At 64.0% G+C, this 14,394-nt stretch carries 9 protein-coding genes and 1 pseudogene; 7 read left to right on the forward strand and 3 right to left on the reverse strand.

Annotation, left to right across the window (positions count from 1 at the left end):
* Position 1 precedes the first annotated feature (1 nt).
* The 3 genes from FS665_RS13205 to FS665_RS13215 are packed head-to-tail and all read left to right on the forward strand — an operon-like array spanning position 2 to position 3,705.
* Positions 2-1,075, forward strand: a complete 1,074-nt coding sequence (locus FS665_RS13205) for a microcin C ABC transporter permease YejB (RefSeq protein ID WP_145188856.1) — start codon at positions 2-4, stop codon at positions 1,073-1,075.
* 1 nt (position 1,076) lies between these two features.
* Complete coding sequence (locus tag FS665_RS13210) at positions 1,077-2,096, forward strand: ABC transporter permease (RefSeq protein ID WP_145188859.1); 1,020 nt, start codon at positions 1,077-1,079, stop codon at positions 2,094-2,096.
* Between the two features lies 1 nt (position 2,097).
* Positions 2,098-3,705 (forward strand): ABC transporter ATP-binding protein, encoded by a 1,608-nt coding sequence (locus tag FS665_RS13215; protein ID WP_145188862.1) that lies wholly within the window; start codon positions 2,098-2,100, stop codon positions 3,703-3,705.
* Between the two features lie 59 nt (positions 3,706-3,764).
* Here the strand turns inward: FS665_RS13215 and FS665_RS13220 are convergent, their stop codons facing one another.
* Positions 3,765-5,969 (reverse strand): TonB-dependent siderophore receptor, encoded by a 2,205-nt coding sequence (locus tag FS665_RS13220; RefSeq protein WP_145188865.1) that lies wholly within the window; start codon positions 5,967-5,969, stop codon positions 3,765-3,767.
* Positions 5,970-6,148: 179 nt separating this feature from the next.
* Between FS665_RS13220 and FS665_RS13225 the strand changes: the two genes are divergently transcribed.
* From FS665_RS13225 to FS665_RS23690, 4 genes and pseudogenes are all read left to right on the forward strand, one after another.
* Positions 6,149-9,076, forward strand: coding sequence for an aminotransferase (locus tag FS665_RS13225; RefSeq protein WP_145188868.1), 2,928 nt, complete (start codon positions 6,149-6,151; stop codon positions 9,074-9,076).
* A gap of 60 nt (positions 9,077-9,136) precedes the next feature.
* Positions 9,137-10,042: a LysR family transcriptional regulator gene (locus FS665_RS13230; protein WP_145188871.1), complete on the forward strand. Its 906-nt coding sequence runs from the start codon at positions 9,137-9,139 to the stop codon at positions 10,040-10,042.
* Positions 10,043-10,217: 175 nt separating this feature from the next.
* Positions 10,218-10,547, forward strand: a pseudogene (locus tag FS665_RS23685) (RHS repeat-associated core domain-containing protein); the annotation flags it as partial.
* A 38-nt stretch (positions 10,548-10,585) separates the two neighbouring features.
* Positions 10,586-11,035: a hypothetical protein gene (locus FS665_RS23690; RefSeq protein WP_256675098.1), complete on the forward strand. Its 450-nt coding sequence runs from the start codon at positions 10,586-10,588 to the stop codon at positions 11,033-11,035.
* Between the two features lie 7 nt (positions 11,036-11,042).
* Here FS665_RS23690 and FS665_RS13240 read toward each other — a convergent pair whose 3' ends face one another.
* Both FS665_RS13240 and FS665_RS13245 read right to left on the reverse strand, forming a co-directional pair.
* A complete protein-coding gene (locus tag FS665_RS13240; protein WP_145188877.1) occupies positions 11,043-11,738 on the reverse strand; it encodes a response regulator in 696 nt (231 codons plus the stop codon).
* A complete protein-coding gene (locus FS665_RS13245) occupies positions 11,735-14,389 on the reverse strand; it encodes a sensor histidine kinase KdpD (RefSeq protein WP_145188880.1) in 2,655 nt (884 codons plus the stop codon). Before FS665_RS13245 ends, FS665_RS13240 begins: the two co-directional genes overlap by 4 nt.
* Positions 14,390-14,394: the final 5 nt, after the last annotated feature.

The raw sequence follows: 14,394 nt of genomic DNA on the forward strand, positions 1-14,394 counted from the left end.
CATGCTCGCCTATATCCTGCGGCGCCTGCTGCTGATCATCCCGACCCTGTTCGGCATCCTGGTCATCAACTTCATCATCGTCCAGGCGGCCCCAGGCGGGCCGGTGGAACAGATGATCGCCAAACTCGAAGGCTTCGAGGGGGCCACCAGCCGTATCGCCGGGGGCGGCGCCGAAGTGTCCGTGGCCGGTTCCAACTACCGCGGCGCGCAAGGCCTGGATCCGGCGCTGATTGCTGAAATCGAGCGCATGTATGGCTTCGACAAGTCTGCACCGGAGCGCCTGTGGTTGATGATCAAGAACTATGCGCAACTCGATTTCGGCACCAGCTTCTTCCGCGACGCCAAGGTCATCGACCTGATCGCCGAAAAGCTGCCTGTGTCGATCTCCCTGGGGTTATGGAGCACGTTGATCATGTACCTGGTGTCGATCCCGCTGGGCATCGCCAAGGCGGTGCGCCATGGTAGCCATTTCGATGTCTGGACCAGCTCGGCGATCATCGTCGGCTACGCGATACCGGCCTTTCTGTTCGCCATCCTGCTGATCGTGCTGTTTGCCGGCGGCAGCTATTTCGACTGGTTCCCCTTGCGCGGGCTGACCTCCAACAATTTCGACGAGCTGTCCACCACCGGCAAGGTGCTCGATTATTTCTGGCACCTGGTGCTGCCGATCACCGCGCTGGTGATCGGCAACTTCGCCACCATGACCCTGCTGACCAAGAACAGCTTCCTCGACGAAATCGGCAAGCAGTATGTGGTCACCGCCAAGGCCAAGGGCCTGAGCCGCTCGCGCGTGTTGTACGGCCATGTGTTCCGCAATGCCATGCTGCTGGTGATCGCGGGCTTCCCCTCGGCGTTCATCGGCATCTTCTTCACCGGCTCGCTGTTGATCGAGGTGATCTTCAGCCTCGATGGCCTGGGCCTGATGAGTTTCGAGGCGGCCATCAACCGCGACTACCCGGTGGTCTTCGGCACCCTGTTCATCTTCACCCTACTCGGCCTGGTGGTGAAATTGATCGGTGACCTGACCTACACCCTGGTCGATCCACGCATCGACTTCGCCAGCCGGGAGCACTGACATGGCCCTGTCCCCTCTCAACCGTCGCCGCTTCGAGCGCTTCAAGGCCAATCGCCGCGGCTGGTGGTCGTTGTGGCTGTTCCTGATTTTGTTCGGCCTGAGCCTGGGCGCCGAACTGATCGCCAACGACAAGCCGATTGCCGTGCGCTACGACGGCTCGTGGTATTTCCCGGCGTTCAAACGCTACCCGGAAACCACTTTTGGCGGCGAGTTTCCCCTCGAAGCCAACTACAAAAGCCCATACATCCGCGATCTGCTGGACAAAAAGGACAGCCTGGTGCTGTGGGCGCCCATCCCGTTCAGCTACCAGAGCATCAACTACGACCTGCGCGTGCCCGCCCCGGCGCCCCCGTCGGCGGACAACTGGCTGGGCACCGACGATCAGGGCCGGGATGTCCTGGCGCGGGTTATCTACGGCTTCCGCGTGTCGGTGTTGTTCGCCCTGACCTTGACCGTGCTCAGTTCGATCATCGGCGTGATCGCCGGCGCCCTGCAGGGCTTCTACGGCGGCTGGGTGGACCTGGCCGGCCAGCGCTTCCTGGAGATCTGGTCGGGGCTGCCGGTGCTGTACCTGCTGATCATCCTGGCCAGCTTCGTGCAGCCGAATTTCTGGTGGCTGCTGGGCATCATGCTGCTGTTCTCGTGGATGAGCCTGGTGGATGTGGTACGCGCCGAGTTCCTGCGCGGGCGCAACCTTGAATACGTGCGCGCCGCGCGCGCGTTGGGTATGCGCAATGCCGCGATCATGTACCGGCACATTCTGCCCAACGCGATGATCTCGACCATGACCTTCATGCCGTTCATCCTGACCGGCGCCATCGGCACCCTTACCGCGCTGGACTTCCTCGGCTTCGGGCTGCCGCCCGGCGCGCCTTCGCTTGGCGAGTTGGTGGCCCAGGGCAAGTCCAACCTGCAGGCACCGTGGCTGGGCATCAGCGCCTTCGCCGTGCTGGCGATCATGCTCAGCCTGCTGGTGTTCATCGGTGAATCCGCCCGCGATGCCTTCGACCCGAGGAAGTGAAATGACGCAACAGAACCTGATCGAAGTACGCGACCTGGCCGTGGAGTTCGTCACGGGCGAGCAGGTCAACCGGGTGGTCGATGGCATCAGCTTCGATATCCGCAAGGGCGAGACCTTGGCCCTGGTCGGCGAAAGCGGCTCGGGCAAATCGGTCACGGCTCACTCGATTCTGCGCCTGCTGCCCTACCCGCTGGCCCATCACCCCAGCGGCACCATCGTCTACCAGGGCAAGGACCTGTTGCAGCAGACCGAGAAGAGCCTGCAGCGCATTCGCGGTGATCGCATCGCGATGATCTTCCAGGAGCCGATGACCTCGCTGAACCCGCTGCACAGCATCGAAAAACAGATCAACGAGATTCTTCTGCTGCACAAGGGACTCACTGGCAAACAGGCCACCGCGCGCACGCTTGAGCTGCTGGAGCTGGTTGGTATTCCCCAGCCGCACAAGCGCCTGAAGGCCCTGCCGCATGAGCTTTCCGGTGGTCAGCGGCAGCGCGTGATGATCGCCATGGCGCTGGCCAATGAGCCCGAGCTGCTGATCGCCGATGAGCCCACCACGGCGCTGGATGTCACCGTGCAGCTGAAGATCCTCGATCTGCTCAAGTCGTTGCAGGCACGCCTGGGCATGGCCCTGTTGCTGATCAGCCACGACCTCAACCTGGTGCGCCGCATCGCTCACCGGGTGTGCGTGATGCAGCGTGGGCAGATCGTCGAGCAAGCCGACTGCGCGACCTTGTTCGGCGCACCGCAACACCCCTACACGCAGATGCTGATCAATGCCGAGCCCACCGGGCTGCCGGCGCATAACCCAGTGGGGGCGCCGCTGCTCGAGGTCGACGACCTCAAGGTGTGGTTTCCGATCAAAAAAGGCCTGCTGCGCAAGACGGTCGACCACGTCAAGGCCGTGGACGGCATCAACTTCAGCCTGCCCCAGGGCCAGACCCTCGGCATCGTCGGCGAGTCCGGCTCGGGCAAGTCGACCTTGGGCCTGGCCATCCTGCGGCTGATTGCCAGCCAGGGCGGCATCCGCTTCCATGGCCAGTCCCTGCAACACCTCAACCAGCAGCAAGTGCGCCCCCTGCGCCGAGAGATGCAGGTGGTATTCCAGGACCCCTTCGGCAGCCTCAGCCCGCGCATGTGCGTGGCGGACATCGTCGGCGAGGGCCTGCGCATTCACAAGATCGGCACGCCTGAAGAACAGGAGGCGGCGATCATCGCTGCCCTCGAAGAGGTTGGCCTGGACCCGGCCACTCGCCATCGTTACCCCCATGAATTCTCCGGAGGTCAGCGCCAGCGCATCGCCATCGCCCGGGCGCTGGTGCTCAAGCCCGCCTTGATCCTGCTGGATGAGCCAACCTCGGCACTGGACCGCACGGTCCAGCGCCAGGTGGTCGAATTGCTGCGCAACCTTCAGCACAAGTACAACCTGACCTACCTGTTCATCAGCCACGACCTGGCAGTGGTCAAGGCGCTGAGCCATCAACTGATGGTGATCAAGCAGGGCCAGGTGGTGGAGCAAGGCGACGCGCAGCAAATCTTCCGTGCTCCGCAGGATGCGTATACCCGGCAGTTGCTCGAGGCGGCGTTCTTGCAGGTCGAGGGTAGCTAGCCAACGCGCCACCCTGCCAATGACTGATGGCGCGGCGTGAACCGATGGCTCCCGATACGCTAGAAATCAATGGTGCCAGAGAACTTCACCAGACGAGGATCGCCCTGGGTCAGGTAGCCGCCATTGGCTGAAGCCCAGTAGTTCTTGTCGGTCAGGTTCTCGACGTTGACCCGCAGGGTCAGGTCTTTTTCGGCGACCTTGAGCGTGTAGCGGGCGCCGGCATCGAAGCGGTTCCAGGTCGGCAGGCTGACGTTGTTCGCCGCATCGACGAATTGCCCGCCAGTGCGCAGCATGCGGGCGTTGAGCGCAAGGCCAGGCACGCCGGGTACATCCCAGTCGACGCTGGCATTGAGCTGAAAGGTCGGCACACCGATCGCATGATTGCCGTCATTGCTCCCGTTAGCGGTGTTCTTCTGCTGCGAACTCATGCGCGTGCCGCCGGCCATCAGGCGCAAGCCTTCGACAGGCTCGCCGAACAGGCTCAGTTCCACGCCTTTGTTCACCTGCTCGCCATCGCGGATGTAGGTGACGCCGTCAGTGTAGCCATCCGATGGCTTCTCGATCCGGAACACTGCCAGGTTGGCACCGTAGGTCTGTTTGTCGAACTTGATGCCAGCCTCGAGCTGCTTGGTGCGCCCCGGTGGGAACATCTGCCCGGCATTGACCACGTTGGCCGGCGCGGTGGGGCCTTGGGCCAGGCCTTCGATACGGTTGGCATACAACGAGATGCTGTCGGTGGCCTTGAACACGATGCCGTACACCGGCGTGGTGATCGACTCGCTGTAGGGCTCGCCATTGCGGCTGCCGTCCTTGGACGGGTTGCTCGGCGTGGCCGGAGTGGTGCCGTCGTAGAAGTAGTTCTCCACCCGCAACTGCTGTCGGCGCAGGCCGTAGGTCAGCAGCAGACGGTCATCGAAAACGCCGATCGTGTCGGAAATCGCCAGGCTGCGGCTGCGGGTCTTGCCGGTGACGCCCGGGTCGCCCATGTCGCCGCCGGTGATGCTGACGTCAGTCGGCCGCGGTAATTTGCCCGGGTTGTAGATATTGCTGTTGCCTGGGGTGGAGCGGTAGAAGACGTAGGCGTTGCTCTGCTCCGCCCACAAGGTGCTGGCGCCCAGCGCAATCTGGTGGCTGAACGGGCCGGTCTGCAGCCGGCCATTGAGCCCGGCGGTGAAGCTGGTATTGTCCTCACCGTGGACGATATCCGAGCCGCCGAGGGTGGCCCTGCCACTGTTGCCGACCAGCACTGGCGTGCCGTAGGTGCCGTGCTCGCGGGTATGGCGGGCGCCACCGGCCAGGTAGGCGGTCCAACTGTCGTTGAGGTCCCATTCGCCTCGCAGCATGCCGAAGGTATCTTCCGACTCGCTGTAGCTCCAGTTCTGGCCATAGTTGTGGCTGGCATCCGGCGCGGTTGGAGCCTTGGTGGTGAGGTTGGCGCCCGTGCCCAGGCGCACCGAGTTGCGCAGGTGATTGATGCGTTGCTTCTGGTAACCGATGTCACTGGATAGGCGAAAACCATCGCCACGGTAATCCAGCCCGGCGGTGAACAGCTTGGTGCGCTGATCCTGATCGTCAATCGCCGTCTCGCCTTCACGCTGGCTGAGGTTCAGGCGCGCGCCGAAGCGGTTGTCCGCGCCGAAGCGCTGGCCGATGTCCAGGTGCTCGCCGAGGCGGCCATCGGTGCTGATGTCCTGGGTGTAGCGACGGGTCGGCTGGTCACCAGCGCGCTTGGGCTGCAGGTTGATGTTGCCACCAAGCCCGGTGCCGGTTGGGCTGACTCCGTTGAGGAACGCGTTGGGTCCTTTGAACACCTCGACCCGCTCGACGCCATCGGTCGACATGATCTGCCGCGGCAGCAGACCGTACAGGCCATTGAAGGCAATGTCATCCCCGGCCAGGGGCAGGCCACGGATGACGAAGACCTTGGACTGGTTGCCGAAGCCGAACGACTCGCGCACCGACGGGTCGTTGGCCAACACATCACCGATATCCTCGGCCTGCTGGTCCTCGATCACCTGCGCGGTGTAGCTGGTCATGGTGAACGGTACGTCCATGTAATCCTGGTTACCCAGCAGCCCCATCTGCCCACCCCGGGCCACCTGACCGCCTGCGAACGCTTCGGGCAGCGCGCCAGGCTGGGCCTTCAGCGCATCGGCGTTGACGTCGGTGGCTTCTAACTGGATGGGCTCGGCCGCCTGTGCCACCAGTGTGGCCGAGCAGCAGAGCGCGAGTAATGCGGGGCGCGAGGGAAAGAGGCATGACATGGTGATGACCTGGTGGCGCTGGATGGGAAAGGAAGCGTAAATGGTAACGCTTCGCATATCCAGAAAATAATTGCACCGCCCTTACTGTCAAAAAACATGAAGACAATCGTCTTTTACTATCAGCGAGTCAAAGCATAAAGTTGGCCCAACACAAAAACACCTGCACTCAAGGTAGCGCCATGTCCAGCCAGCCACAGTCCAGCTCCGCCATACTCGAGACATTGATCGAGCGCTCTGCCCTGCCCAGCCCCGCGGTCACTGCGGCGCAGGCGCGGGCGTTGTTGCAGGCCCACTATGGCATGGAGGGCGAGCTGACGGCGCTGGGTAGCCAACAGGACGTGAACCTGCGTGTCGACGCCGCATCCGGCCGTTACGTATTGAAGGCCTGCCACGCCAGCTATGCCGAAGTCGAGTTGCAGGCTCAGCATGCCGCCCTGGCTTACCTGCACCGGCAGGGCCTGCCAGTACCGGCCGTGCAAGCCGCGCGCGATGGGCAAACCCTGTTGGCCGTCGAAGTGGGTGACCAGGCGCTGCGCGTACGACTGCTGGACTTCATCGAGGGTCAACCGCTGACCCGTCTCAAGCATATGCCGGCGCAGCTCATGGCAGCGCTGGGCGAGCTGTGCGCACGGCTCGACCAAGCCTTGGCTGGCTTCGACCACCCAGGACTGACGCGTACCCTGCAGTGGGATCCGCAGCATGCCCAGACATTGATCGCGCACTTGCTATCTGTATTACCGGATGCCGGGCAGCGTACGCGCCTCGAACGGATCACCGGCGAAGCGGCCGCTGTATTGGCGCCACTGGTCGAGGCCCTGCCCAGCCAGGCCGTGCACCTGGACATCACCGACGACAATACCGTCTGGGCACGTGACGCGCAGCGGCAGTGGCAACTGCAGGGCCTCATCGACTTCGGCGATCTGCTGCGCACCTGGCGGGTTGCCGATCTGTCGGTGACCTGCGCCGCCCTGTTGCACCACGCCGAAGGCGACCCGCTGCGCATTCTGCCGGCAGTCAGCGCCTACCAGGCGATCAACCCGCTGACCGAGGCCGAGCTGCGGGCGCTGTGGCCGCTGGTGCTCAATCGCGCTGCGGTGCTGGTATTGAGCAGCGAGCAACAACTGGCGGTCGACCCTGATAACCAGTACACCCGCGATAACATCGCCCATGAATGGGAGATCTTCGACACCGCCGCAGCCGTGCCCCTGGCCTTGATGCAGGCGGCCATCCTGCAGGCTGCCGGATTGCCCGCGGACGTCGTGTCGCTGCAGGGCTGTGCGCCGTTGCTGCCTGACCTGCGGGAACAAACGGTGACGCGTTTGGACCTGGGCGTGCTTAGCGAGCATTACCAGGCAGGCAACTGGGAGCAGCCAGGGTGTGACCAGCGACTGCTGTCGGCACAGCCGGCACCAGCGTGCACCCTGCATGGCGAGTACCGGCTGTCGCAAACCCACATCGACCGCGCCGATGAACCTGCGACCTGCGCGCTGGCGGTTGAACTGCTGTTACCGGCCGGTAGCCGTGTGCAAGCACCGCAGGCTGGCGCCTGGCAGTGTCACGCCGATGGGCGAGGCTGCCTGCGTACAGCGGACTGGACGTTGTGGCTGCATGGGCTTGAGCAATCGCCGGCAGACGGCCTGCATCTCGACAAAGGGCAGCCCTTGGGTACCAGTGGCGCTTACCTGACCGTCCAGCTGTGCCTGGACCCGGCGATCTGCCCGCCGCGATTCGCCCAACCGTCCCATGCCAAGGCCTGGCTGGCCATCTGCCCGTCGCCGGCTGCATTGCTGGGGTTCGATTGCGATGCCGCGCCCCTGCCCGACGCACAGGCGCTGCTGGCCCGCCGTGATGCCAGCTTCGCCCGTTCGCAAAAGCACTACTACGCCCAACCGCCGCAGATCGAACGTGGCTGGCGCAATTACCTGATCGACCTGCAGGGTCGTTCGTACCTGGACATGCTCAACAACGTCGCGGTGCTCGGCCACGGCCACCCGCGCATGGTGGCCGAGTCAGCGCGGCAATGGTCGCTGCTCAACACCAACTCGCGCTTCCATTATGCAGCCGTCACCGAGTTCTCCGAGCGCCTGCTGGCGCTGGCACCGCCAGGCTTCGATCGGGTGTTCATGGTAAACAGCGGCACCGAAGCCGGCGATTTGGCGATCCGCCTGGCATGGGCCTACAGCGGCGGGCGTGACCTGCTCAGCGTGCTGGAGGCCTACCACGGCTGGTCGGTGGCCACCGATGCCATTTCCACCTCCATCGCCGACAATCCACAAGCGCTGCAAACCCGCCCGGACTGGGTACATCCGGTCGAGGCGCCGAACACTTTCCGTGGCCGCTTCCGCGGCGCGGACACGGCTGCCGAGTATCTGGCCGATGTCGACGCCAAGCTGGCCAGGATCGATGCCAGTGGCCGCCAGTTGGCAGGTTTCATGTGCGAGCCGGTGTACGGCAATGCCGGTGGTATCGCGTTGCCGGCGGGTTACCTGCAGCAGGCCTACGCCAGGGTCCGCGCACGCGGTGGCGTGTGCATCGCCGACGAGGTGCAGGTCGGTTACGGACGCCTGGGCGAATATTTCTGGGGCTTCGAGGAGCAAGGCGTGGTGCCGGACATCATCACCATGGCCAAGGGCATGGGCAATGGCCAGCCATTGGGCGTGGTCATCACTCGCCGTGAGATCGCCGAGGCGTTGGAGGCCGAGGGCTATTTCTTCTCTTCAGCCGGTGGCAGCCCGGTCAGTTGCCGTATCGGCATCGCGGTCCTCGACGTCATGCAGGAGGAAGGCCTATGGCACAACGCCCGCGAAACGGGGCGTTACTTCAAGGCGCGCTTGCAGGCGCTGGTGGATAAATACCCCCTGGCCGGCGCAGCCCATGGCTCGGGCTTCTACCTAGGGCTGGAGCTGGTCCGTGACCGCCAGACCCTGGAACCGGCCACGGAAGAAACCATGCTGCTGTGCGAGCGGCTGCGCGAACTGGGCATCTTCATGCAGCCCACCGGCGACCACCTGAACATCCTCAAGATCAAGCCGCCAATGTGCACCACCCGAACCAGCGTCGACTACTTCGTCGACTGCATCGAGCAGGTCCTGGCCGAAGGCCTTTAGGGCTGTGATACGGGCCGCCGAGTGTTCATACTTTGCGACCCGATCGACAGGTAGGCGGCTATGGCGTTCAGCAGCGACTCTCTGACCCTTTTTCTTGCGGTACTCGAGGCCGGCTCGTTCTCAGCCGCTGCGCGCAAGCTGGGCCGTGTGCCTTCGGCGGTGAGCATGGCCATCGGCCAACTGGAAGCAGAGCTGGACCTGACCCTGTTCGACCGGTCCACGCGCAAGGCCTTGCCCACCAGCGCAGCCCTGGCCCTGGAGCCGCAGGCGCGCCAGGTGATCTGCCAGCTCAACCTGCTCGATGCGCAGGCCCTGCAATTGCACCAGGGCCTGGAAAAACGTCTGACCATCGCCATGGCGCCCGAGCTGCAAACCGGTCGCTGGAGCAAGCCGCTGCAGGTACTCGCCCAGGAATTCCCCAGCCTTGAAATCGAAGTGCGTTCGGCCACGCAGACCGAAGCAGTGCGCTTGCTGCACGAAGGCAGCGTGCAGTTGGCGCTGGTCTTCGAGCGGCCCGGGATCGACGAGCGGGAATCGTTCCTGGAGGCTGGCAGCCAGTTGCTGGTGGCGGTCGCCTCACCGCGCCACCCCGCTGGGCAACACAGCGAAACGCCGCTGGCCGAAGAGGCGTTTGCCGAACAGCGGCAGATCATCGTGGCCTCCGGCAAGGCCACAGGCTCCGACCCACGCATGGTGCTGTCGCGACGCATCTGGCTGACCGACAGCTACCTGGCGACTCTCGACCTGGTGCAATCAGGCTTGGGCTGGGCCTACCTGCCGCAACCTCTGGTCGAGCCGTTGATCGCCTCCGGCGCGCTGGCCGAAGTACGCTTCGACAACATGGCCAGCCGTTTGCGACTGTGGGTGGACATCATCTGGCTCAAAGCACGGCCACTTGGCCTTGGTGCGCAGCGCTACTTGGCAATCATGCGCCAGTGTCTGGCTGAGCAACCACTCAGGCCATGAGCGTGCCCCCTGATAGTTTTGCCAGTTGTGCCATGGCCATTCGCGGCTGATTATTTTCACATTATTCTGAGGAAGCGATCAGACCGTGAAACGCAGTAGATGCTTTTATATTAATGACCACCTGCAAGCAACGGTTACTGGCAGCGTAGCCACTGTCATTTTTCAGGCCGACAAGGTGATTCTCGCAAGCCGGACCGCCGAGAGCACGACCTCATTGCTATCGACCACCGGCGACCGCACCGTTATTGGAAGTACCCAGGGCGGCACTACTCACTCGCATACTTTCGCTGTCTACGGCCACCTGACAAAAACTGAAGGCCGTGATTTATCCTTAGCGTACAAAGGGGAGCATAGATCATCGCAAGTCGGCTATTTGCTAGGTAACGGACACCGGCTATACGCCACCGCCACCATGCGCTTCTACTCACCTGACGCACACAGCCCGTTCGGATCGGGCTGGCTCAACTGTTATGTCTATGTCCAAGGCGACCCTGTGAATGCTAGCGACCCGACCGGACGCTGGATGGAGCATATTATAAACCCATGGGAGATGAAGATTCCGAGAGTCTCGACCCGACTGCGAGCGCAAACGGGGCCACGCTACACCAAACCGAAAATGCACTCATCGGATCCGTTAAAATCAAACTTAAACGGACTTGGACTCCCCCGACCTCCGTACCGTTGGACGATGTCTTTGCCAGTGCGTTCCAGGGTATAAAACCATTGCGCCATAGTGCCAAAGCATCTGAGTGGAAAGACTTCTACGACCTGCGACTGACCCTTAGAGCCGCGAGAACAGACCAAGTCATCAGCAACCTTCAACTCCACGAAGCAATCCAAATTCCAACGTCACGTAAAACATTTGCACGGTTGATTAGCGAAATTGAAACGGCAAGGCTTCTTGAGGTCGCGACAAGCTGGCACTTGCTAAATCTGCGCGGTGAGCCTTTTACTATTCCGCAAACACTAGGTCAAATTCGCAGAACCTCCTGACTGGTGCTTACGCCAATACCGCCACTAGGCGGTAGCCCACCCCGGCCTCGGTAATGATGAACCGCGGCGCCGTCGGGTCATCGCCAAGCTTCTGCCGTAAATGCCCCACCACTATCCGCAGGTAATGGGTATCGTCAACGTGGGTCGGCCCCCAGATGTCCTTGAGCAACTGCTGCTGGGTGACCACCCGCCCTGGGTGCCCGGCCAATTGCGCCAGCAGTGCGTACTCCTTGCGCGTTAGTGCGATATCCACGCCATCGAGCGTTACTTTGCGAAAGGCGAAATTCACAACCAGCGGTCCAAAGCTCGCGGTCACTTCGCTGCCGCCCGACTGCGGCACCTGGCGCAGCAGCGCCCGCACCCGAGCGAGGAATTCCTGAATGCCGAACGGCTTGGTCACGTAGTCGTTGGCCCCACCATCCAGCGCGTCGACCTTCTGCACCTCGCTGGCACGCACCGACAGCACCATGACCGGTACCGCGCTCCACTCGCGCAACTCACGCAGCACCTGCTGGCCGTCCATGTCGGGCAAACCAAGGTCGAGCACCACCAGGTCCGGCCTGGCCAGCGCAGCCTGGGCCAGACCTTCGGTGCCGTTGGCGGCTTCGATCACCCGGTAGCCTTGGGCGCTCAGGCTGATACGCAGAAACTTGCGGATCTGCGCTTCGTCGTCGATGACCAACAAGGTCGCGGGCTGGCTCATGGGCGTTCACTTTCGGCAGTCGGCTGCTGGGGCAGTGGCAAGCATAGGGTGATGCACGTGCCTTGGCCATCGAGGCCTTCGCCGACCCGCACCTGCCCCCCATGAGCGCCGACCATGCCCTGGCAGATTGCCAGGCCCAAGCCCGTGCCTTGCCCGCCGCGATCACCCCGGGCGGCGGTGTAGAACATGTCGAAGATCAGCTCGCGCTCCTCTGCCGGTATGCCCGGCCCCTGGTCGCTGACGGCAATCAGCAGGTGCTCTTCCTGCAGTGTGACCTGCAGCAGCAGACGCCCTTGGGCTGGCGAAAAGCGCGCGGCATTTTCCAGCACGTTGACCAACGCCTGCTCGATCAATGCCGCATGGACGTAAAGCAAAGGCAACTGCGGCGGCACTTCGGTCTGCACCTGCAGCGGTGCCAGCAGCACGCGCAGACGCTGCAGCGCGCTGGCGATGATATCGGCCGGCGCCACCCAGTCCCGGGCAAGCTTGAGGGCACCGTGGCCGAGCCGGGTCATGTCCAGCAGATTCTGGATATAGCGGTCCAGGCGCTCGGCCTCGTCGCGGGTGCCTTCGAGCAGCTCGCGGCGGTCATCGACGGGGATCGCCTCGCCCAGCGCCAGCAGGCTGTCGATGCTGCCGCGCATGGCAGTCAAAGGGGTGCGCAAGTCATGGGAAACTGAAGCGAGCAAGGCACTGCGCAGCTGCTCGGTTTCGCCATGCAGACGCGCCGCTTCCAACTGCTCGGCCAGGTGCACGCGGGCCAGGGCCTGCGCCAACGGTTGGCCAAGGGCCATGAGGAGACGGCGACGCTGGCCACTCAGCGGCTCGCCGGCGCGCGAACGCACCCCAAGCAGGGCCAAGGGCCGTTCCTCCACCGTCAGCGGCCACCACCACCAGCGGCCATCGGGTAGCGTGTCAGTGCCGTGGCCCGCAGCCTGGCCATGCTGCCAGGCCCAGTCGGCAGCGGCGCGCTCGGTGTCGGTGAACGTGCCGCCCTCACCGCTGGCCAACTGCAACTGGTCGTTACCATCACGCTCCAGCAGGCACACCTGGACCTGCTGCCAACCGCCCAAGTGCTGCCCGGCGGCACTGAATACGGCCTGACGGTCGGTGGCGACCGTCAGGCGTCGAGACAAGTCGAGCAGCTGACTGGTCTGCGCCTGGGTCTCGCGCAGGGCCTGCACCTGTCGGCGTTGGCGCGCCGCCAGGTTGCCGGTGAGCGCGGCCATGAGCATGAAGAACACCAGCGTCAGCACGTCCTCCTCGCGCTGGATGCTCAGCGAGAAATTCGGTGCGATGAACAGGTAGTCGTAGGCCAGGAACGACAAGGTCGCGCAGAACAGCGCAGGTCCCAGGCTGCTGCGCACTGCCACCAGTAGCACGGCGGCGAGAAACACCAGGGAGATGTTCGGCAGCTCCAGCACCTGCGATACGCCCCAGGCTGCCGCCGCGGCGCTTAGCGTGGCCAGCACTGCCCACAGGTAGTGACGCCACGCCCAGGCCTGCCCCACCGCCCGCGGCGCAGTTCGGGCGCGGCTGTCGCGGTCCAGCACATTGATCTCCAGGCCGTGGCGTTCGCGCAGCAGGCGCGTGGCGACGCCGGCGCCGAACAGACGCCGGCGCACGCGGTCGCGCGATTGGCCGACCAATATCAGGCTGGCCCGACGCTGCTGGGCGTGCTGAATCAAGGTGCGTGCCACCTCGCCCGCACGCAGCACCACCACCTCTGCACCCAGCCGTTCAGCCAGTTGCTGGGCCGCTTGCAAATACTGGCGGGCCGCCTCGTCGCGCAGCTGGCCGTTATCCACGTGCACCAGGCTCCACGGCAGATGACGGCGCTGGGCTACCCGACTGGCATGGCGCACCAGACGCTCGGCTTGGGCATCCCCCTCCACCCCGACCAGCAGGCGCCCGCGCAGGGCTGGCGGCGCTTCGCCGCGCTGACGGTAGCCCTGTGCGAGGTCCGCGTCGACCTGGGCGGCAGCGGTGTGCAAGGCCAGTTCGCGCAGGGCGCTCAAGTTGGTCTGGGTAAAGAATGCATCGATTGCCGCGCGCGCCTGCTCCGGCACGTACACCTTACCCGCGCGCAGGCGCTCGAGCAGCTCGCGCGGCGGCAGGTCGATCAGCAACAGCTCGAACGCCTCCTGCAGCACCCAGTCGGGCACGGTTTCGCGCACCTGTACGGCAGTGATATCGCGCACTTTATCGTTGAGGCTTTCCAGGTGCTGGACGTTGACCGTGGTATAGACGTCGATGCCTGCGGCCAGCAGCTCCTGCACGTCCTGCCAGCGCTTGGCGTGACGGCTGCCGGGGGCATTGCTGTGCGCCAGCTCATCGACCAGCACCAAGCGCGGTGCGGCCTCGAGCAAGCCGTCAAGGTCCATCTCTTCCAGGGTGACGCCACGGTACTCGCTGCGCAGCAGCGGTTGCTGAGCCAAACCTGCGAGCAGCGCCTCGGTCTCGGCCCGGCCATGGGTCTCGACCACTCCGGCCAGCACGCGCAGGCCCTGGCGCTGATGGGCGTGCGCGGCCTGGAGCATGGCGTAGGTCTTGCCAACCCCTGGCGCTGCGCCGAAAAACACCTTGAGCCGGCCCCGGCCGCTGCGCGGCAACCCGGCCAGCAGCGCATCGGCGCGCGTGGCATCACTCATGGTCG

Origin of the sequence: Pseudomonas sp. URMO17WK12:I11 (assembly GCF_007677725.1) — a bacterium.
Lineage (GTDB): Bacteria > Pseudomonadota > Gammaproteobacteria > Pseudomonadales > Pseudomonadaceae > Aquipseudomonas.